The sequence below is a fragment of the Saccharicrinis sp. GN24d3 genome (assembly GCF_052400645.1).
Taxonomy (GTDB): Bacteria; Bacteroidota; Bacteroidia; order Bacteroidales; family Marinilabiliaceae; genus Saccharicrinis.
In genome coordinates, this window is record NZ_JBQTGI010000021.1 from 53,910 (window position 1) to 73,482 (window position 19,573).

General features: G+C 40.0%; 18 protein-coding genes and 1 riboswitch. Of the genes, 9 read left to right on the plus strand and 9 right to left on the minus strand.

What is annotated here, in order from left to right; all coding sequences use genetic code 11:
• Nucleotides 1-43: 43 nt before the first annotated feature.
• The gene (locus ACT29I_RS20660) at nt 44-1,546 is read right to left on the minus strand and encodes a sigma-54 interaction domain-containing protein (protein WP_444794315.1); all 1,503 of its coding nucleotides are present in this window, start codon (nt 1,544-1,546) and stop codon (nt 44-46) included.
• Nucleotides 1,547-2,047: 501 nt separating this feature from the next.
• Here ACT29I_RS20660 and ACT29I_RS20665 point away from each other — a divergent pair.
• The 7 genes from ACT29I_RS20665 to ACT29I_RS20695 all read left to right on the plus strand — a co-directional run bounded on the left by ACT29I_RS20665 (nt 2,048) and on the right by ACT29I_RS20695 (nt 9,097).
• Complete coding sequence (locus tag ACT29I_RS20665; RefSeq protein ID WP_430934814.1) at nt 2,048-2,728, plus strand: energy transducer TonB; 681 nt, start codon at nt 2,048-2,050, stop codon at nt 2,726-2,728.
• A gap of 121 nt (nt 2,729-2,849) precedes the next feature.
• Nucleotides 2,850-3,851, plus strand: coding sequence for a DUF4837 family protein (locus ACT29I_RS20670; protein ID WP_430934815.1), 1,002 nt, complete (start codon nt 2,850-2,852; stop codon nt 3,849-3,851).
• A gap of 248 nt (nt 3,852-4,099) precedes the next feature.
• The gene (locus ACT29I_RS20675) at nt 4,100-5,131 is read left to right on the plus strand and encodes a tetratricopeptide repeat protein (protein ID WP_430934816.1); all 1,032 of its coding nucleotides are present in this window, start codon (nt 4,100-4,102) and stop codon (nt 5,129-5,131) included.
• A gap of 185 nt (nt 5,132-5,316) precedes the next feature.
• Nucleotides 5,317-5,511 (plus strand): hypothetical protein, encoded by a 195-nt coding sequence (locus tag ACT29I_RS20680; protein ID WP_430934817.1) that lies wholly within the window; start codon nt 5,317-5,319, stop codon nt 5,509-5,511.
• A gap of 136 nt (nt 5,512-5,647) precedes the next feature.
• Nucleotides 5,648-5,844, plus strand: a riboswitch (cobalamin riboswitch).
• A gap of 27 nt (nt 5,845-5,871) precedes the next feature.
• Nucleotides 5,872-7,008 carry an ABC transporter substrate-binding protein gene (locus ACT29I_RS20685; protein WP_430934818.1) on the plus strand — a complete coding sequence of 379 codons (1,137 nt, stop codon included), beginning with the start codon at nt 5,872-5,874 and terminating at the stop codon, nt 7,006-7,008.
• A gap of 6 nt (nt 7,009-7,014) precedes the next feature.
• On the plus strand, nt 7,015-8,061 hold the full coding sequence (locus tag ACT29I_RS20690; protein WP_430934819.1) for an iron chelate uptake ABC transporter family permease subunit: 1,047 nt from the start codon (nt 7,015-7,017) through the stop codon (nt 8,059-8,061).
• Nucleotide 8,062: 1 nt separating this feature from the next.
• On the plus strand, nt 8,063-9,097 hold the full coding sequence (locus ACT29I_RS20695) for an ABC transporter ATP-binding protein (protein WP_430934820.1): 1,035 nt from the start codon (nt 8,063-8,065) through the stop codon (nt 9,095-9,097).
• Here the strand turns inward: ACT29I_RS20695 and ACT29I_RS20700 are convergent.
• The 5 genes from ACT29I_RS20700 to ACT29I_RS20720 all read right to left on the minus strand — a co-directional run bounded on the left by ACT29I_RS20700 (nt 9,083) and on the right by ACT29I_RS20720 (nt 12,775).
• Entirely contained in the window at nt 9,083-9,520 is a 438-nt protein-coding gene (locus tag ACT29I_RS20700) for an FKBP-type peptidyl-prolyl cis-trans isomerase (protein ID WP_430934821.1), read from the minus strand. The genes ACT29I_RS20695 and ACT29I_RS20700 overlap by 15 nt on opposite strands.
• A 240-nt stretch (nt 9,521-9,760) precedes the next feature.
• On the minus strand, nt 9,761-10,804 hold the full coding sequence (locus ACT29I_RS20705; RefSeq protein ID WP_430934822.1) for an endonuclease/exonuclease/phosphatase family protein: 1,044 nt from the start codon (nt 10,802-10,804) through the stop codon (nt 9,761-9,763).
• 166 nt (nt 10,805-10,970) lie between these two features.
• Complete coding sequence (locus tag ACT29I_RS20710) at nt 10,971-11,342, minus strand: hypothetical protein (protein WP_430934823.1); 372 nt, start codon at nt 11,340-11,342, stop codon at nt 10,971-10,973.
• A gap of 187 nt (nt 11,343-11,529) precedes the next feature.
• Nucleotides 11,530-12,375 (minus strand): carboxylating nicotinate-nucleotide diphosphorylase, encoded by an 846-nt coding sequence (nadC, locus tag ACT29I_RS20715; protein WP_430934824.1) that lies wholly within the window; start codon nt 12,373-12,375, stop codon nt 11,530-11,532.
• Nucleotides 12,368-12,775, minus strand: a complete 408-nt coding sequence (locus ACT29I_RS20720) for a DUF4783 domain-containing protein (RefSeq protein WP_430934825.1) — start codon at nt 12,773-12,775, stop codon at nt 12,368-12,370. Before ACT29I_RS20720 ends, nadC begins: the two co-directional genes overlap by 8 nt.
• Before the next feature lie 111 nt (nt 12,776-12,886).
• Here ACT29I_RS20720 and rlmH point away from each other — a divergent pair, with 111 nt between their 5' ends.
• Both rlmH and ACT29I_RS20730 read left to right on the plus strand, forming a co-directional pair.
• On the plus strand, nt 12,887-13,360 hold the full coding sequence (gene rlmH, locus ACT29I_RS20725; RefSeq protein WP_430934826.1) for a 23S rRNA (pseudouridine(1915)-N(3))-methyltransferase RlmH: 474 nt from the start codon (nt 12,887-12,889) through the stop codon (nt 13,358-13,360).
• Nucleotides 13,361-13,374: 14 nt separating this feature from the next.
• Nucleotides 13,375-17,058 (plus strand): sensor histidine kinase, encoded by a 3,684-nt coding sequence (locus ACT29I_RS20730; protein WP_430934827.1) that lies wholly within the window; start codon nt 13,375-13,377, stop codon nt 17,056-17,058.
• Nucleotides 17,059-17,148: 90 nt separating this feature from the next.
• Here the strand turns inward: ACT29I_RS20730 and ACT29I_RS20735 are convergent, their stop codons facing one another.
• From ACT29I_RS20735 to ACT29I_RS20745, 3 genes are all read right to left on the minus strand, one after another.
• Nucleotides 17,149-17,727: a response regulator transcription factor gene (locus tag ACT29I_RS20735; RefSeq protein ID WP_430934828.1), complete on the minus strand. Its 579-nt coding sequence runs from the start codon at nt 17,725-17,727 to the stop codon at nt 17,149-17,151.
• Nucleotides 17,728-17,730: 3 nt separating this feature from the next.
• Nucleotides 17,731-18,462 (minus strand): hemerythrin domain-containing protein, encoded by a 732-nt coding sequence (locus ACT29I_RS20740; protein ID WP_430934829.1) that lies wholly within the window; start codon nt 18,460-18,462, stop codon nt 17,731-17,733.
• A 61-nt stretch (nt 18,463-18,523) separates the two neighbouring features.
• Complete coding sequence (locus tag ACT29I_RS20745) at nt 18,524-19,552, minus strand: fatty acid desaturase (RefSeq protein ID WP_430934830.1); 1,029 nt, start codon at nt 19,550-19,552, stop codon at nt 18,524-18,526.
• Between the last annotated feature and the right edge of the window lie 21 nt (nt 19,553-19,573).

Sequence of the window (19,573 nt, forward strand, 5' to 3'; positions counted from 1 at the left end):
GTTCAGAATGTCCTAAAATAATACATTGTCCTAATAAAGGACGCTATGTGTTTAGCTGAATCTGAATTTCGGGAATGGAAATTTCGTATTTCTTTGATTTCAGGTACAGGGTGTTTCTGCTAATGCCTAAGGTTTTGGCCGTTTTTGTCATATTTCCCTTGTGCTGTTTCAGGGTGTTGATGATATGATTTTTTTCTACTTCTTTAAGCGACTGAGGAGCGGCGAATTCCGATTGTGCCTGGACGAAAGGAATATGGGTGATCAATTGTTCTTCTTGTTTAAGTTTTTGAAAGCTGTCCAAAGAAATTTTCCCGTTAAAGTTGACCAGTTGCTCGATAAAATTCTCCAATTCCCGCACATTGCCCGGCCAGTCATAGTCCAACAACTGTTGCAGGGTGGAATATCCCATTTGAGGGATATCTTTTTGAAGCTTAAGACTTTTCTGGTTCAGGAAAAAACGGATTAAAGATGGCAGGTCGCTTTTGCGTTCACGTAACGAAGGGATGTGCAAAGGAATAACGCTTATCCTGTAATATAAGTCCATTCTGAAATTGCTTTTTTCAACCTCTTCGGCCAGGTTTTTATTGGTAGCGGCAATGATTCTCACATCCACAGGAATCACCTTGTCGCCACCAATTCTGGTAACACTGCTTTCCTGAATGGTTCTGAGCAGTTTTACCTGCATGTCCGGTTTCATGTCTCCAATCTCGTCCAGAAACAGGGTGCCCTTGTTCGCCAACTCAAATTTTCCGGACTGGCCACCTTTCTTAGCACCGGTAAAGGCACCATCGTCATAACCAAAAAGTTCGCTTTCAATCAAATTTTCTGGTATGGCCGCACAGTTAATGGCCACAAATGCGTTTTTTTTGCGATTGCTGGCATTGTGGATACTTTGCGCAAAAACTTCTTTCCCAGTGCCGCTTTCGCCTTCGATTAAAATCGTAGATGGACTATTCGCAATGGTTTCGGCATACTCAATCACCTGTTTCATCGCTTTGCTCTTGCCAATAATATCTTTAAAACGGTACCTGGCTTCCATTCCCAAATTCTTTGAATACGACGATTTCATTTTCTCCAAAGTGCGGAATACAATGCAAAAGCCTATCATGCTATTATTTTGGTCGTTAATTGCAGCAGCATCCATATTCAATTTAAGCAAGCTTGCCTGATTGGTAATTATAACCTCTTCATTTTTGACGAGATTCCCCGCGCTTAATTTCTTAAAAATAGTGCTCCAATTGGGGATCAATTTGCGAATAGATGTTTTTGTTAGGGATTCCTTATTGATTTTTAGTGTTCTGCAAATGTGCATGTTGGCATAAAGAATATTACCGCCCTGATCGGTGGCGATCATGCCTGCTTTTACGGAATCAATCATCGCCGAAAAAAAAGCCTCGCTTTGTCCTAGCATATTCAGGGTGTGGCTTTCCTTGATGTGCTGATCGATATTCTCGCAGATTAAATTTAGATAAGTAACTACATTGGTCTCCTTATCCATTAATCCTAGTGCCAAAAACATTTGTGAACCATATAATGCTTTTGACACGATCGTAAAATCGTTGGTCGTAAGGTTTTGTTGAGATTCCCGGATGTGTTTTAGGAATGAAACCTTATAAGGCGCAAGTTCCCCGGTAATTCTCGTGTAAACCAATTTCTTTTCAGCGTCAAGAAGAGCAATCGCACAAGGACAGGGAAAAAAGCTTGTGAGTCGGTCTTCTAAAAAACGATGTATCAAAGATAAGGTCGTATGCACGTTCAATCTGTTCGTAAAATCAATAGGTTGAGTACAAAACTAATTAAAAAATAAATATTAGGCTTGCAATTACTGATTCATTGAAAAATAAATATTGGGTGGGCTATTGCGCCCAGTCGGGCGGTTTTACATTATTCTACTTGTATTTGGTTTGTCTGGCTTAAGAGTGGTAATATTCAGATATGCAGATACATGCGATTATTGAACTCCCCGGTTTTGTTTTTTGGTATAAGGCTTGGTTAAAAGAAAGTGTAGCTGAATATTTCAGTTACATAATCTTTAAAACGTTAGACAATGGAAGTGAAAAAAACGAAAGAAGCCGACCTGGAGCGAAAACGGTTTATGTTTTTACAGATTGGTTTAGTGGTGGCTTTGGGAGCTTCGCTAGTAGCATTCGAATGGAAGACTATCCGTCAGAATCCCGGAGTACTGGTCGATAACTCGATTTTTGATAACGATGAAGAAATGATCCCTGTTATTAGGGAGAAAGAACCTGAAGTAGAGCAGCCGAAACCAAAACAGATTGTTTTGGAAGAGTTGCTTATCGTTGATGATGAGTACGATTTGCCAGAAGAGGAGTTGGAAATTAATTCAGAATCATTGGAAGATATGTCCATCGCACTGGAACACATGGGAGAACAAGAGGAAGATACCGATCCAATACCGTTCTTTGCCGTGTCCGACAAACCAGAGTTTCCGGGCGGAGAAAAGGCGTTGAGATCCTTTCTGGCTTCCTCGGTAAGGTATCCGGTAATAGCCGCCGAAAACGGCATTGAAGGTACTGTTTATCTGAGTTTTGTGATTAGTGAAACCGGCCAGGTTGAAAAAGTTAGCATACTCCGGGGGGTCGATGCTAATTTGGACAGGGAGGCTTTACGGGTGGTATCGGGTATGCCCGATTGGAAGCCAGGTAAACAAGGCACTCGCGCGGTGCCCGTGTCGTATCAGGTACCAATAAAGTTTGCTTTACGATAAGTTGTTAATATATAGTGATTACCAATAATTCCCAAGCAAGCAATAAAAATAAAATTCTTAGATATAGCTGCCTCGTTTTCCCTTTTCGAGGCAGGTTTTTTTTAACTAAAATATGAACTCCATGATTATTCTTAATGTACTTTCTTTGCGTAATTTTAACGTAGTGTTCGTTGCCTTGTTCTTTTATATTTCCGGCTGTCAGACTTCTGGAGATTCCATTAAAAGCCGATCGGTTGGTGCCCCTGGTGAGCTTTTGGTGGTGATGGATAAGGGCTTGCAAAAAACAGAAGTAAAAAGAGTTATAGCTGCCTTTGCCAACCAGGAATTCCCTTGCGTACCGCAAGCGGAACCGACCTTTAAAGTATCTTCCATAACGCCCAATGACTTTGAAGGGCATTTTAAGGCATATCGAAACATTATTATCGTGCAACAAAAAGCATTAGATAAACCTAAGATTTTATTCCGGAGAAGTGTTTGGGCAAGGCATCAGCAGGTTGTTGAAATTGAGATCCCAAATATAGCTTCTTTCTCGAAAGTATTTAAAGATCATCAATCACAAATATTTGATTTTCTGTATTATGGTGATATTAAAACCATGAAATTGGCTAACTTTAAAGGTGCTGATACCGCAACAAGACGATATATCCACGATAAGCATGGGGTGAAAATGGTGCTGCCCAAAGGTTATAGATTGGTTAAAGATACAGCTGACTTTAGTTGGTTTAGGTTCGATCGATTAGAAACATCCATGCACATTGTGCTAAAATCTTTCGAACTGGAAAACATATCGTCCATTAGCGATAAGGACTTGGTACACTTGCGCGATTCGGTAGGCAGGGTATTTATTCCCGGACCTTCGGAGCTAACTTGTATGCAAACGGAGAAAACAATACCTGTAGTTTCTAAAAGGATGGTTGTGAATGGTTTAAATGTGATCGAAGTCCGAGGATTATGGAAGGTGGAAGGTTTTTTTATGGGAGGGCCATTTGTCGATTATTTTATAATAGATGATGCCAATGGCCGGTTATTGATGATTGATGGTTTTGTTCACGCCCCGCAGAAGCAAAACAAAGCTTATTATGTAAGGCTGATCGAATCTATATTGCAATCTGTTAAAATTTGATAAATGTGATAACGGTACGATTATTGAAGATCAGAGTTAAATATTTCTGTGTAATTTCGCGTTCCAGCAATTAAAGAAGCGGAATACCGTTTAAAATATAAATAAACTTAATTCTAAACAGATAAAATACCCATGTCTGTTGTTATACAAACAAAGTGATGATTAAAAACATAGGCCCTTTGCCTCCTATGCTATAGAGGAGCAGGTGATGTTCGTTAGTCTTGATACTTGATACTTATTTTAATTAGATGAATGCTAGAATAATAATCGCAATAATTATATCCTGTATGCTTGCGCCATTGCAAGTACATGCTCAAACCTCCGATTTTGAAACCATCTTATCAAGGGGAATATCCGATTATCAAACCGGAAAATATGAAAAAGCCTTGTCTTGGTTTAAGCAAGCATATAAGCTTGATAAAAGCTCGGATTTGGTTTGCTACCAAATGGCGGCAACTTATCTGGCTTTGCAGGATGATGCGCAAGCCGCCGTTTACAGCAGTAAGTTGTTGGATAAAGGAGGGGAGTATTGCGAAGATGCATATCTCATAAATGGTTCGGCCTGGGAAAACCTTGGGAGATCCAGGAAAGCCAGAAAAATCTATAAGGAAGCTTTGAAGAAATATCCGGCTAGCTATTTGTTGCATTATAACCTGGCACTGTCCCAATTTAATAATAAGCAGTATGAAGAAGCACAAGAACACGCGGTTTTTGCCATTGAAATGTATCCCGCACATGCGAGCAGCCACCTGCTGTTAGCTTACATCATGTTCGACATGGGGGAAAGGGTGCGCAGCATGTTGCCCCTATACTACTTTTTGCTGCTGGAGCAGGACAGTGATCGCAGCACAACGGCTTATGATCTGTTGGGGTCTCTTTGGAACCAGGGTGTTCGTGTAAAAGGGCAGCGTGATATCCAGCTTATTAAGGCCGGTTTTAACTATGGCGAATTTGCCAATGCAGAATTGGCTGTAAGTATGATTAAAGCCTCTGAATTTGAGAAAGAGGCCGAAGGAACTGAGATAGGTAATAGTTTGTTGGTTAAATTTGCTAACAATAGTACAACGCTTTTTAAGATTTTGGAAGAGTCGTCTGTTGATAAAAATGGGTTCTGGTGGGATTTTTACGTGAACTTCTTTTCAAAGCTCCAAAAAAATAATTTTTCGGAAACATTCTGCTATTTTATTAGTGGTTGCCGATATAACGAGGATGTGTTATTGTGGATGTCGGAACATCACAATGAATTTCAGCGTTTTACATCTTGGATGGAGGCGCAGTAACAACTGTTGTCAAATAATTCCCGGGATTACCTGTTCGTTTTTCGATACTCCCCTTAAGCGTCGCATATCCTCCATTTTCATTCATGGATAAAAGCCGGATAAACTTTATTCATCAATTTTGAATCAAATTGGCCAAAGCCTCGTATGCACAGAAAAGCATGTAGAACTAATAAAAATAAAAAATTATGGGCAAGGTTAAAACAAAGCATTTTCAATATACTGGAGTGGATGATTTCGATACCGCGATAGATCTGCAAATCAATGACTTTATTGATGAGAATAATGTTGATTCTGACAATATTGTAGATATAAAGTACTCTGCTCACTCCAGCCAGGAGGTGAACACATACTCAGCATTGTTGGTGTATATCGAGGAATAAAATAATAAATAAAAGATATGGAAGGTCGTTACTGTTGGGAACGACCTTTTTTTGTGTGATTTTTTTAATGTATTTTTGCCCCATCCAATTTTGCGCATAGGAACTTTTTGTAATGAATATATTAGGTGACTAGAACGGAGAATGGATGTAATGTGGTGTTGCATATAGCATTGTAAAAGGGAATCCTGTAACCGATGTTTTCGGGAGTCAGGAACTGTACCCGCAGCCGTATTCTGCCCTAATGGGTGAGCGAAAAATCACTGACAGGCAACAGCCTGTTGGGAAGATGCTCTAAATGAAAGTCGGAAAACCTGCCACGAAAGAAATAAGTAACCGTTTAACTTTCGGGAGTATAAAGTGATGACAGTAAAAAAAAGTGGATTATTTGTGGTGCTTATATTTGTGCTGATGGCCTGTAATCAAAAACAAAACGCCAAGCACAAAAGCCGGAATGAACTTGAGGCTGATGCGGTTTATCAGCCTGCCTATGCCAATCGTTTCTCCATCCAATACTTTAAGGATCATAAAAAAATAGAGGTTAAACATCCGTGGGATGAAAGTGAAAAACCTATGGTTACTTTACTTTCCGACGATGAACAATTCCTTAAAGACCACCCTTCGGCCATAAAAATACCGGTAGAAAAATGGATTTCTGTAACATCGACGCAAATATGTTATGCGAACGAACTAAACGTTATTGACCAATTGGTTGGTATGGCAGAACCTGAATATGTATCTAACCCCAAGATTCAAGAGGGATTAAAAAAAGGAAACATAAGGAATATAGGAACAGCTTTTGCGCCTGATTTGGAGTTGTTGTTAGCCTTAAATCCTGATATGATGATGATATCCCCATTTAAAGAGGATTTTTACGGACCCGCGCGGAGCGCCGGCATTAATATCGCTACAAATAGCAGCTATCTTGAAAATACTCCATTGGGGAGGGTGGAATGGTTGGTATATGTGGCCGCATTTTTTAATAAAGAAGAGGAAGCTATTTCAAAAGTAACCGAAATTGCCCAAAGATACCACAAAGTGAAAGCGCTTGCGGCTAGTTCAAAAATACGGCCGAGCGTTTTTTTAGGTAAGGTGTATCAAGGCGTTTGGTATACGGCGGCGGCAGAAAGTTATAACGCAAACTTTTTAAGGGATGCAGGTGTCGACTATGTTTTTAAGGACAGGCATGGAACCGGTTCCCTAAGTTATGATTTTGAAACAGTGTATGAAGCGGCCGGTAACTGCGATTATTGGTCGTTGATGGTGAATTATAAAGATGAGTTTAGCTATTCCGCTTTACTGGATGAAGATGGAAGATATGCGGATTTTAAAGCTTTTAAAACTAAAAATGTAATTTTTTCCAACACCAATCATTCAATGTTGTACGAAAAGGGATTGTTGGAGCCTGATGTTGTCTTGTCGGATTTGGTAATGCTGTTTCACCCTGGTCTTTTGAAAGGTAAAGAGTTGGTATATTATAAAAAATTATATAAAGATTAGCGTTGTATGCAAGGCGAGCTCGCAAAAGGGAGGAAGAATTATGCTTTTATGGCGCTGACCATATTATTAGTTTTTCTTTTTGTGCTTAATATCTCCCTGGGATCGGTGTATATCCCATTTCAGGTAGTAGTGAAATGGATGTTGGGTTTACCGGTTGACAATGAGATATGGGGAAACATTTTGCTAAAATCAAGACTCCCGCAAGCAATAACTGCTTTGCTCGCCGGCGCGGGTTTGGCTGCGGGCGGACTTCAAATGCAAACCTTATTTCGGAATCCTTTAGCGGGGCCTTCTATTTTGGGTATTAGTTCCGGGGCTGGTTTGGGAGTGGCTATTGTAGTGCTGTTGTTTGGGGCAATACAGGGAATTTCGCTTTCCAGCATAGGATGGTTTGGCTCTCTTACCATTACAGGTGCAGCATTTGTAGGTGCGCTTTGGGTATTGTTTATGGTGCTTTTTTTGGCCCGTAAGCTAAAAAACAATGCGATGCTACTGATCGTAGGCATCATGGTAGGTTATGCTTCAAGTGCCATTGTAGGGCTATTGCAATATATCAGTAGCAAAGAAGATGTTCAGGCTTTTGTGGTGTGGGGCTTAGGGTCGTTTAATAATCTCTCCTGGGATAAACATGTCATATTTATACCCATGGTTTTATTGGGCTTATTAGGTTCCTTGTTCCTGATTAAGCCGTTGAATGTTTTGCTGTTAGGCGAAAACTATGCCGCTAATTTAGGTTTAAATATCAAACGTTCCAGAGTTGGTATTTTAATCGTGACCGGTTTGCTTACTGCTACAGTGACGGCTTTCTGTGGACCGGTGGCTTTTTTGGGACTGGCCGTTCCGCATCTTTGTAAAGGAATTTTCAAAACTGCCGACCATTCGGTTTTAATTCCCGGTGTAATATTATTTGGAGGCGTACTGGCTTTGTTTTGTCATCTAATAGCCCGATTGCCGGGTTTCGATGGGACTTTGCCCATCAATGCGGTGACCTCGCTTATTGGAGCGCCCATAGTGGTGTATGTAATCTTGAAACGACGTAGTTTAATGCAGTAATATGAAGGAGGCGCAAGAAAAAATGTTTTTAGGTACAGAAAACCTGGCCGTGGGTTACGATAAACATGCCGACCCGTTGCACCGGAATATCAACGTGAGCGTTAAGGCTGGTCAGTTTATCTGTCTGTTGGGGCCTAACGGAGCAGGGAAATCAACGCTAATAAAAACATTGTCGGGATTTTTAAAGCCGTTAGACGGGCAGGTATGGTATGGAAAGGATAAAATTGAAAATCTATCCGAGGCCCATCGCGCCAAAAGAGTTAGCGTAGTGCTAACCGACAGGATAGATGTGCAAAACCTAAGCGTGTTTGAGCTGGTTGCTTTAGGCAGAACACCTTATACAGGATTTTTTGGTAAGCTGATGAAGCAGGATGTGGAACTGGTTCTGCATGCCATAGAAGAAGTTGGATTAAAAGGGTATGCCCAGAAACACATGGACAAAATGAGTGATGGAGAACGTCAGAAGGCTATGATTGCCAAGGCGTTGGTGCAGGAAACCCCGTTTATTATATTGGATGAGCCAACGGCCTTCCTGGATTTGCCTGCGAAAATCGAAATCATGCAACTGCTCCGTCGTTTGTCAAGGAAAAAAAATAGAGGTATTCTCTTGTCTACCCACGACTTGGAAATGGCTTTACAGATAGCCGATAAAATTTGGTTACTGGGACAGGGAAGAACATTACAGGAAGGTATTCCTGAAGATTTGGTGCTATCAAATGATTTTAAGTGTTTTTTTGAGCGGGAAGGAATTGAGTTTGATAATATTACTGGCAGTTTTTTGTACCATAACATAAAAAGGGAGCCCATCTCAATAGTGGGAACAGGTATTCGGAGTACGTGGGTGAGCAGGGCATTATACCGCATAGGCTTTGAGCCGGTAATTGATGATTGCGAATGGAAGGTGGAGGTTGGTTCTGGTGCTCCTCATATTTATAGCTTGTATTTTAGGGGCAAACTGTTAGGCGAAAGCAATTCGATAGAGCACTTATTGAATTCGATAAGTGCTCAACTAATAACGGATTTAAATAATCTCTAACAAGCTAACGTCAAAAATAACTACAGCAAAAGGACCTATCCTTCCACCGGAACCTTTTTTGCCCCATCCTAGTTCAGGTGGCACATAAAATTTATAGCGGCTTCCAATTTTCATCATCATAAGACCTTCCTTGTAGCCATCAATCACTTCATCTAACTTAAACTCCATGGGTGAATTCTCCTTGTAGGTATCGTCCAATATCTTTCCTCCCAGAAGCATAGCCCGTTGGTGTACTTTTACGGTGCTGTCGTATCGAGGGCTGTCCCCTTCACCTTCTTTGATAATCTCATATTGAAGCCCCGATTCGGTTTCAATAATATTGGGTTTGTTAAGGTTTTGTAACAAGAATTCTTCCGACTTTTTTCGATTTTGTCCGGCAGATCCGCCGCTTGCTTGTTTCCCTTTTCCTTTGCTTCTTGCCATAATTGATTTATAATGCGATTAACTGTTTGAAAGTGCGTTATTGTGATATTACAGGACAGACTTGCCTCCCTTTGTAAATATTGCAATTAACATTGCCCTTACGGACTTTGCATTGATAGAACACGCTAACAGCACTTTGAGATTTTGGAATGCAATATATGGCCTGAAGAAACATACATTTCTAATATTCCCCTTCGATGCTGCAACCCAGTTCTTCAGCCCAAAGATAAAGTATTCTAATTAATTAGGGGATAATACCAGGTAAACAGGTAAGTGGTCGCTATAGCCGTTTAAATAATTTCCCCCGCCGTAGGTTCTTAAAAGGTAACCTTTATAATCACCATCTTGCTGAATTAGATAGGGTTTTTTGTAAATATAAGCAGAGTCGTACTGAAACCCTTTTGAGCTATCTAAAAGTCCCCGGGAGATGATCAATTGATCAAATAAATTCCATTTGCCCCTGTAAAAAAGCGTTCCTTTTCCTTCTTTGAAATTCATGGCTAAAGGATTATATAAGTTATTGTGCTCTAGGTTGTTTTGGGACGTATGTGCGTCAAGGTGAATATGAACGGATTCATCGGTTGGGTCATCATTTAAGTCGCCCATGGTAATAATCTTTGCATCCCTGTTTATGTGTAAAAGAGAGTCGATGATTTGCCTGTTCAATAAGGCAGCCGATTTTCTGGAAGGGAGGCTTCTTTTTTGCCCGCCGTACCTGCTGGGCCAGTGATTTACAATTACATGAATCGGGTCCCCCTCGAGTTTGCCGGAAACTAACAGTTGATCCCGGGTGTATAACCTTTTGCCAGTTTCGGTACTTTGTATTATCAAGGGAAATAGTTGGGTCTTTTCAATCCAGAAGGCACTTGGTTTATAGAGTAGGGCAACGTCAATTCCTCTTTTGTCGGGAGAGTCGAAATGGATGATAGAGTAACCTTTGTCTTTCAGTTTATCCGAATGGATTAAATCTTCCAAAACCGAACGGTTTTCAACTTCGCACAAACCTATCAAGGTGGGGCCATCTATGCCTTGGTCTGTGCCCAGGTCGGCAATAACTTTGCTCAGGTTCTGTTGTTTGGAAACGTATCGTTCTGTATTCCATGCTTTTGATCCGCTTGGTGTAAATTCGCCGTCGTAAACACCAACATCATTGATGGTATCGAAAAGATTTTCGAGATTGTAAAAGGCAATTACGTGTGGATTATGTATCTGGGTATGGTTGTTTGTGAACTTACACCCTGCAATTAATAGGGTCAGCATTAAAAATAAAATAATATAGCGCATCTGTATTTAATAATATATTTTACTAATTGTGGGCAATATACGTATTTTATTTTCCCAAAGGTGTGCCGTTGCCATTTGATAATATCTTAATTTACGGGCTTTTTAGGTGGTTAGGTTCTGTTGGAAACAGAGAGTTGACAATGCAATGGTAGACCAATTGGTCTGCTTACGCCCCAATGGCTTTAACAATGTCTCTTATCCGATCCAGATGAATCTGTAGGATTTTATCGTTTTTGTTACGTAACTCTAAATGTTCAACAAAAAAGTCATGTTCTTCCGTAATGGGAAAGTCCTTGTTGTAAAACTTAAGCTCTTGCTCTTTCACCTTAATTCTACTCTTCAGCTTGGAAAGAATATCCATATGCTCTTCCAGAGCCAATAATTCAACAGAATTTAATGCTTGGTCCTGTCTGTCCGAGGGTAAATGAATATTCCTGTCGATGGTAAGCTGAACCTCACTAATAAAAAGGTCCAGTCTTTTTTTCCAGAGTTTATATTCAAACTCCAGATCCATCAGTTGTATAGATCCGTTCTTCATAAAAATAATGTTTTGGTTTGTTTATTACTCATAGCTAATTTTCCTGTCCTGATTACCTGGTATTTTATTTAATTAAATTTACATAAAACGCATTAAATTATCACTATAAGCAATAGTTAATTTAGCTTATGAAACAAAAAAAGCCGATAAATGTTGATTTATCGACTCAAAAATATTCTTATGGTTATTAAATGGCTTTCAGGCTTAAGTCTAAACTTTTAATATGATGCGTAAGGGCGCCCACTGAGATAAAGTCAACACCGCATTCTGCATAGTCTCTTAAAGTTTCAAGGGTTATTCCTCCGGATGATTCCGTTTCAAACCTTCCATTAATTAACGCTACCGCTTTTTTAGTTTCTTCGGGGGTAAAATTATCGAGCATGATACGATGAACACCCCCTACTTGTAAAACTTCGTTTAGTTCATCAAAATTCCTGACCTCCACTTCTATTTTAAGGTTTTTCCGGATCTGGTTCAAATATTGGTGAACCGCTTTAACGGCTTTTTCAATTCCCCCGGCATAATCAATATGGTTGTCTTTTAGCATGATCATGTCATATAAACCAATCCTGTGGTTAGCTCCACCTCCTATTTTCACAGCCAGTTTTTCTATTTCCCGCAGGCCGGGTGTGGTTTTTCGGGTGTCCAGAACCTGGGTTTTTAAACCTTCTAGTTTTTTCACATATACATTGGTTCGGGTAGCAATACCACTCATGCGCTGCATTATATTCAAAACAAGCCTTTCTGCTTTTAAAATGTCAAGGACTTTACTTTCTATTTTAAAAACAACATCGCCAGGTTTAACCTTTGCGCCATCTTTAATAAATACCTCAATACGCATATTGGGGTCAAATTTCTTAAACACCTTTTGTGCTATGTCAACACCAGCTAATACTCCTTCTTCTTTAACCAGTAATTGAGCTTTGCCCACAGCGGTTTCCGGTATGCAGGCTTGTGAGGAGTGGTCGCCATCTCCAATATCTTCGCGGATGGCGTTATCAATAATGCTATTCAGCACATCATCTTTAATCATCTTGTTGTTCAATTCTTAATTGGTGAATAAAGGTTTTAGAGTCCTTGTTTTTGGTTAAAAAATAGAACCTGTAAGTCGAGTTGTTGGTTTGATATTTTCCGATGGCAAACGATGAGTTCTCCCTAACACCCTGGTGAATAATATGAAAACTCCTGACCGGGTTTTTCTTGAAAAATTCGTCGAGGACCAGTTTCGCCTGGGCACTGCTAAACACACCCGACTTTTGCGGTAAAACCAGTTCTATCTTGCTGTTGAAATATTTTGATAATTCAGCGGCATCGGAGGTTTTTGTGGCTTCGATAATAGCATTCGGTAATTGGGCATATCCATTTACCGTAAGCATAAAAAATAAAGCTAGAACAATTTTCCCCCTGCTTAATGTTGATCTTAGAATATCCATTCGTTCAACTTTTGGTACAACAAAAATAAACTATTACAAATATTAAACCATGTAGTATGGTTGTTTTTGTATTATTATTTTTACATTCTTATAAATTACACATGTATACGCATGAAAATAATATTAGTTTTAATAGGTAAGACCGATGAGGCTTATTTAGATACAGGGATCAAGAAATATGTAGATAGATTAAAGCATTATATCCCTTTCGAAATGAAGGTGATACCCGATTTAAGGAATACCAGGAAAATGACGGAAGATCAGCAAAAAAATAAAGAGGGAGCACTGATTTTACAACACGTTCAGCCCGGTGATGAGTTGGTGTTATTGGATGAAGGGGGAAAAGTGTTCTCATCGAGGGAATTTGCGGGTTTTATGGAACAAAAGTTGTTGATAGGCTTAAAAAGGTTGGTTTTTGTAGTTGGGGGTCCGTATGGTTTTTCAAAGGATGTTTATGACAAAGCGAACGGGAAAGTGTCTTTATCCAAAATGACATTCTCGCACCAAATGGTTCGTTTGATATTTGCCGAACAAATGTACCGGGCCATGACCATTCTAAAAAATCAACCCTATCACCACGATTAAAAACGTAATGCTTAATGCAAAGGCTAAAAAAATATTCGAGTGTTAATTGGCAATACCTGTTATTTGCTGTTTCATTCATGTTGGTGCTATTGTTTTCCTGGGCGTATCACAATTACAACCATCATTCATTTAACGCCATCCGGTTCCAAAATTCCTTGCACCAGAAAAGTAAGGAGGCGGAGGTGTTTGCCGAAAGATTCATTGAAAAACTAAGGCCTGGCCAGGAATGGATGGCGGTAGATTCAACGGATACGTCAAAACCTCAAGGTGTGGAGATTTTGGTGTACAAAAACGATTCCTTGCAAGCTTGGACCAATCAGGTTTTACCCTATCGGAAAGAAAGTATTTCCTTGTTGAGCCGGCGTGTAGTAAAGTTGACTAACACATGGTATATTGTTAAGCGAATACCCCATGAAGAATGGGATTTATTTACATTGGTAAATATAAAAACCGAATACCCTTTTAACAATGCCTTTTTAAAAGATGAATATGCCATTAATGTGCCTTTGGTTCTCTGTCATCAGGTAGCAATTGACAAAAATGCACGGGGTGTTCAGATAAAAGATATTGAAGGAAATTACCTGTTTACGGCGCAGGAGTGTGAAGCATCTAACCCCATATATGCTAACTGGGCTGTTTTGTTTGTGTTTATTTCACTTCTGTTGTATGTTCAAGTTGTAGTGCTTTCGATAAAGAAACAGGATAGTGGGATTAAAAATAACGTTGTGTTTTTGATAAGCGTTTTGGTAAGCAGTGTGTTTTACTTTCTGCATATCAAATTATTTTTTCCTGGAATTGTGTACGAAACCACATTGTTCTCACCGCTATACTTCGGTGCTTCCGACCTTTTTCCAAACATGGGAAGTATGCTGGTTTTTGCTTTGCTTGTATTTTGCGAGTCATTTATTTTTTATAAATATGTTAGTCCTCCGGAATTAATTGAAAAACTTCCGGCATCACGATTAAAGAAGTATATTCTGGTAGCCATATCTGTAGTGCTTAGCTTTCTTTTCTGGCATATTCAAAATAACATTGTAACCCAACTGGTTTCTCATTCTGCCTCCGCACCAATTTTGTTTAAGATAACCGATATTGGAGCGCTGGATGCGGCAAGGTTGTTTGTGATTAGTTTGCTATGGCTGGCGGTGGTACTGGTGATGGAAAAAATAATTAAGGTTTTTCTTCCCCAGTTAAGCAAAAAAACTCTTTCGTGGATTATGGTGTCAACCATGCTGTTTGTAGCACTGTTCAGCTTTGAAACCATGTATCTTTTGTCGGTGATTGCGTTTATGGTTGTAGCCTTTATGTTGGTATGGGTTACCCGGCGTAAAAGTTATCATGCCTATAACACGTTTATCTGGTTTGTGTTTGTGTTTGCTTTTTATGCGGTTTATGCTTTTTACTACCATAATATCCACAACGAGCGCCAAGAAAGAAAGTTGTTGGTCGAGAACCTGTCGTTTAAAATGCTGCAGGAAGAGGATCCTTTAACGGAACTTTTATTAAAGGAGGTGGAAGATTTAATCCAGCGTGATTCGATTATTCTTTCAGAACTTATAAAGGAAACTGTGAACGTTGAAAAACTGGAGAAGTATATCGAAAAAAACTATCTGCTGAGATATTTAAAAAGATATGAGCTTCAAGTGATCCCATGTTGGCCCGGGGGCGACTTGCAACTGAGCAACGACGAGGGTACTTACAATTGTTACGAGTACTTTGAAAACATGTTGGAAGAAAAAGGTACCAGGGTAATGGGAAGCCGGCATTTTTATTTTTTGAAGAATGGTGCCGGCCTGATTACATATTTTGGTGTTTTTAGAGTGAACAAAGGCGATCCGGAAACCGAAACAAGTATGTTTGTGGAATTGGTTTCGAAGCCGTTCTACGAAGGGCCCGGCTATCCCGAGCTTTTACTCTCCGAGCGTGAATCGAAGTTGAGGGAGCCGTTGGTCAACTATTCCTACGGGAAATATGTTGACGGACTTCTGGTTAAGCAGACCGGGGAGTTTGCTTATCCAATCCACCTGGAGCGAATTACCAATGTGCAAGAAGATTTTGGGGTGTATTATTATGAGGACTATTCGCATATGACCTTTCATCCGTCGGAGAACGTATGTGTAGTGCTCTCCTTGCCCAAAGTGGGGATAAACATGATTCTGGTGGCGTTTTCCATCTTTTTTATCTCTTTCTTTATTTTTGGGGCCTTATTAATTGTTACTACCCGGGCACGGCGAGAAAGGTTTATTTATATTTTCTCGGTTCAGGAAAGGATTCAAATGGCATTTATCGGCCTTATGCTGGCGCTGTTAATAGTGGTGGCCGGAGGATCAGTGTGGCAAACTATCAGGCGATTTGAGATTAAGAATAACCAGATGTTGTCTGAAAAAACCAAATCGGTATTGATGGAGTTGGAGCATAAAATAGGTTCCGAAGATGAGTTAATACCGGAAATGGAAGAATACCTAACGAGCTTGCTGAAAAAATTTTCCAGCGTTTTTTATACCGATATTAATATGTATAACAGGGAAGGAAGGTTAATGGCCACCTCGCGGCCCGAACTTTTTGACAGAGGTTTGTCCGGGCATCTGATGAATAGTCGCGGCTTTATAGAGCTGAGTAAAAACGGCGAGTTGGAATATATTCACAGGGAATCGATTGGGCAGTTGGATTATTTGTCGGCTTATGTTCCGCTTTATAATGTGAACAACAAGTTGCTGGCCTATTTAAATATGCCGTATTTTGTGGGGACCAGCGAGTTGCGCGAGGAGGTATCGTCGTTGGTAATGGCCATCGTTAATTTCTACCTGATTTTCTTAATCGCAGTTATTGCCTTAACAGTGGTGGTTTCCCGCAGGATTACACACCCTTTGTTGGTTGTGCAAAGTAAGTTGAGCCAGTTGAAACTGGGAGGAAGAAACGAAAAGATTGAATACAAAGGTAATGATGAGATAGGGCAACTGGTAACGCAATACAACCGCATGGTGGACGAAATGGCCGAAAGTGCCGAAAAAATGGCCAAATCGGAACGGGAATCGGCCTGGCGAGAAATGGCCCGCCAGATTGCGCATGAAATTAAAAACCCTTTGACGCCCATGAAACTGAGTATTCAGTACCTGGAGATGGCCAGAAAAAATGACGATGTGGATTTTGACGAGAAACTGAAACGTGTTTCATCTACCTTAATCGACCAGATCGATAAACTCTCTTCCATAGCATCTGAATTTTCTAACTTTGCAAAAATGCCAATCGCCAAACGAAAACGAGTGGATGTGGTGGAGGTGTTGATGCAATGTGTTACGCTGTTCGACAAATCGAAGGAGGTAGACGTGTTGGTAGATAAAAATGGAATCAGCGAATATTATATTTATGCCGACGGCGAACAAATGATAAGTGTTTTCAACAATCTTTTGCAAAATGCGATTCAATCTATTCCATCGAAAAGAGAAGGACTGGTCAACGTTAATCTGACGCAGCAGGATGAAACCATCACTATCGAGATAAAAGATAATGGAAAGGGTATTCCGGAAGAGGCGCAAGAAAAGCTCTTCGCTCCGAATTTTACCACCAAATCATCGGGCATGGGACTTGGGTTGGCCATCGTAAAAAACATTGTAAAAAACTCCAAGGGAAAAATCTGGTTCGAAACAAGGGTTGACGAAGGGAGTTCTTTTTATGTGCAGTTTCCGGCGTATGAGTGAATTGGTAAATAGTCTGTTAGTTAGCGCTTCATTGGTCTGTTGTCAGTTGTTTTATGTTCAGGATACCAATAACCCATGACCATTGGACTACTACGAGATATCGTCCAGTTTTATCAGTTGATTTAAAATGGCATACACAGTTAAACCCGATACGGTTTTAATGCCCAATTTACGCGTGATGTTTTTGCGGTGCGAGATAACCGTATGTGTGCTGATGAATAGCTCGCTGGCCACTTCTTTGTTTGTTTTGCCAAGTGCCACCTTTTGAAGTACATCTTTTTCGCGCTCGCTCAGTTCCTCCGAGTTTTCTTGTTGTGTAACGTTATGTTGAACCCCTTTAACCTGATTCCGCAGCTTATTCAACAATATCGGTTTTGAATCAAACACTGATAAGGTAAGTTCGTTGCCGTCATCAGGAAGGGGGGAGTTGAAAATAGATATAACACGGGCATCGGGTGCGCATTTTTTTATCAACACATCCGCACCAGGCAAACTGCTGATGGTAGTGTTTATGAGTAAAATATGGGGTACGGCAGATTGCAGGGCTTCCTTCAAATCATCCATGCTCTGTGTCTCCTCTATTTTGGTAACCGCTTTCAATTCGTGAAGAATTGTGGAAAGTCCTTTTCTGACCAGGTAGGACGGTTCTGCAACAAGTATTCTAACCATGTCCTATTCGTTAATGTTTTTCAATTCCTGCTCCATGTTTCTCACCCTGGGTATCAATATCTTTTCCTCTAGTTTAGAATGATCCCTTAAATCTTGCTCCAAACGAAAAATATCGAAGAGTAAGGCATTGTATTTACAATTGTCAGTTGGGGGAGGGAGGTATTTGATGAGGATGTTTTTTAAATCAAAAAGCTTTTCTTCAATATCGTTGTGGTCCTCAAGATATTTATCGATGCTGTATCCCGTAAAATGCGCTTTGTACACTTCGGTTAAATTTTTTTGCTCTACGCACTTGGCCAGCTCAAGAACAAATGGAAAAACCGTTTTCTCTTCCAGCTCGATATGTGTGCTGAACTCGCGAATGTACTCTGTAAAAAAATTTTTAACCAGCTCGTAGCTTTGGGAAGTGTCTTTTAAATCTTCCTCCAGCTTAATAATCTTAGCTTGTATCTCAGGTATTTTTTGTTCCAGATAGTTTTGGTGGGTTCTGCGCAGGTAATGAACCAACCATTCCGGTTTGAATTGAAGAAGCTTTTCTTTGGGAAAATAATCGGTATCGTGAAAAGCATTGGCTAATTGTATAAAGAAGTCCACGTCCACCTCATGCTCGGCGCACACTTCGTGAATGGTCTTCTCCCGAAAACCCAGCGGGATACCGATTCTTTGTATAAAAGCCAGTAGCTGAAAATCCAAATGGATTAAATCAGCCATTTTCATTTCCGCAGTTATAAGCATAGCATAAAATTTGTGAACAAATCTAATGCTTATTTAAACCCTTTCCAAATAAAGGGCGCGGCTAATTGTATGCCGCCTTTCTTATTATCCTAAGCTCTCTGAAATTAATCAGTTTTTGCCTTTTCTCATCCCACAGGCGAAGGTTCAGCGTTTTTAATGCCGAAAAGAAAGTAATTGGTTTGATCTTCTTAAATATTTCGTTCTCTTTGTGGCATTTAGGTAGGTTATAGCAAGGAATAATTGGGGATAGGTGGTGGATGTGATGAAATCCAATGTTACCCGTAAACCACTGCAAAAGCAAAGGTAGTTTAAAGTACGAAGAACCTTCCAGGGCCATGGTTTTGTAATCCCATTTTTCTTTGTCGGTCCAAATCACATCCTCGAACTGATGTTGCACATAAAATAACCAGAGGCCATGGCTGGTAGTGATAAATAGCACGGGGAGCTGAATGAGCAAATATGTTTTCCATCCCAATAACCAAATCATGCCGATGACCATTGCCACTACGGCAATATTGGTAAAATGAATATTCCGGTTTATGTTTTTGGTAAGTCTTTTCAGTGTTATCCTAAAGCCAAGTACGAAATGCAACATGGGGGCAATGCCAAATAAAAAAATCGGGTGTCGGTATATCCTATACGTGAATCTGCCCCATTTAGATCGGTTCAGATATTCGTCAACGGTTAGGGTCATAACATCGCCAATGCCTCTTTTGTCGAGATTTCCTACGGTGTTATGGTGGATCAGGTGATCGTTACGCCACCTGTGAAAAGGAGTAAAGGTAAATATCCCTAGTATTACACCAGCTATTTCATTGTGCTTTCTCTTTCGAAAGAAAGAGCCATGAACACAGTCGTGGAAGACGATGAATGTGCGAATTAAGAAACCGGAAGCGAATATAGATAAGAATAAGGTTAGCCAATACGAAACACTTAAACTATAAACCATGAGGACCCACAGTGCGATGTAGGGAACTATGGAAGTGATTAATTGCCAAACACTTTTGGATAATTTAGGTTTGTTGTACTTTTTAATGATCTCAATCCAAGCTGGTAATGAGTTGTCATTTTTGTTCTCCTGATTTTTCATGTGTAAAAGAATAAGATAAGA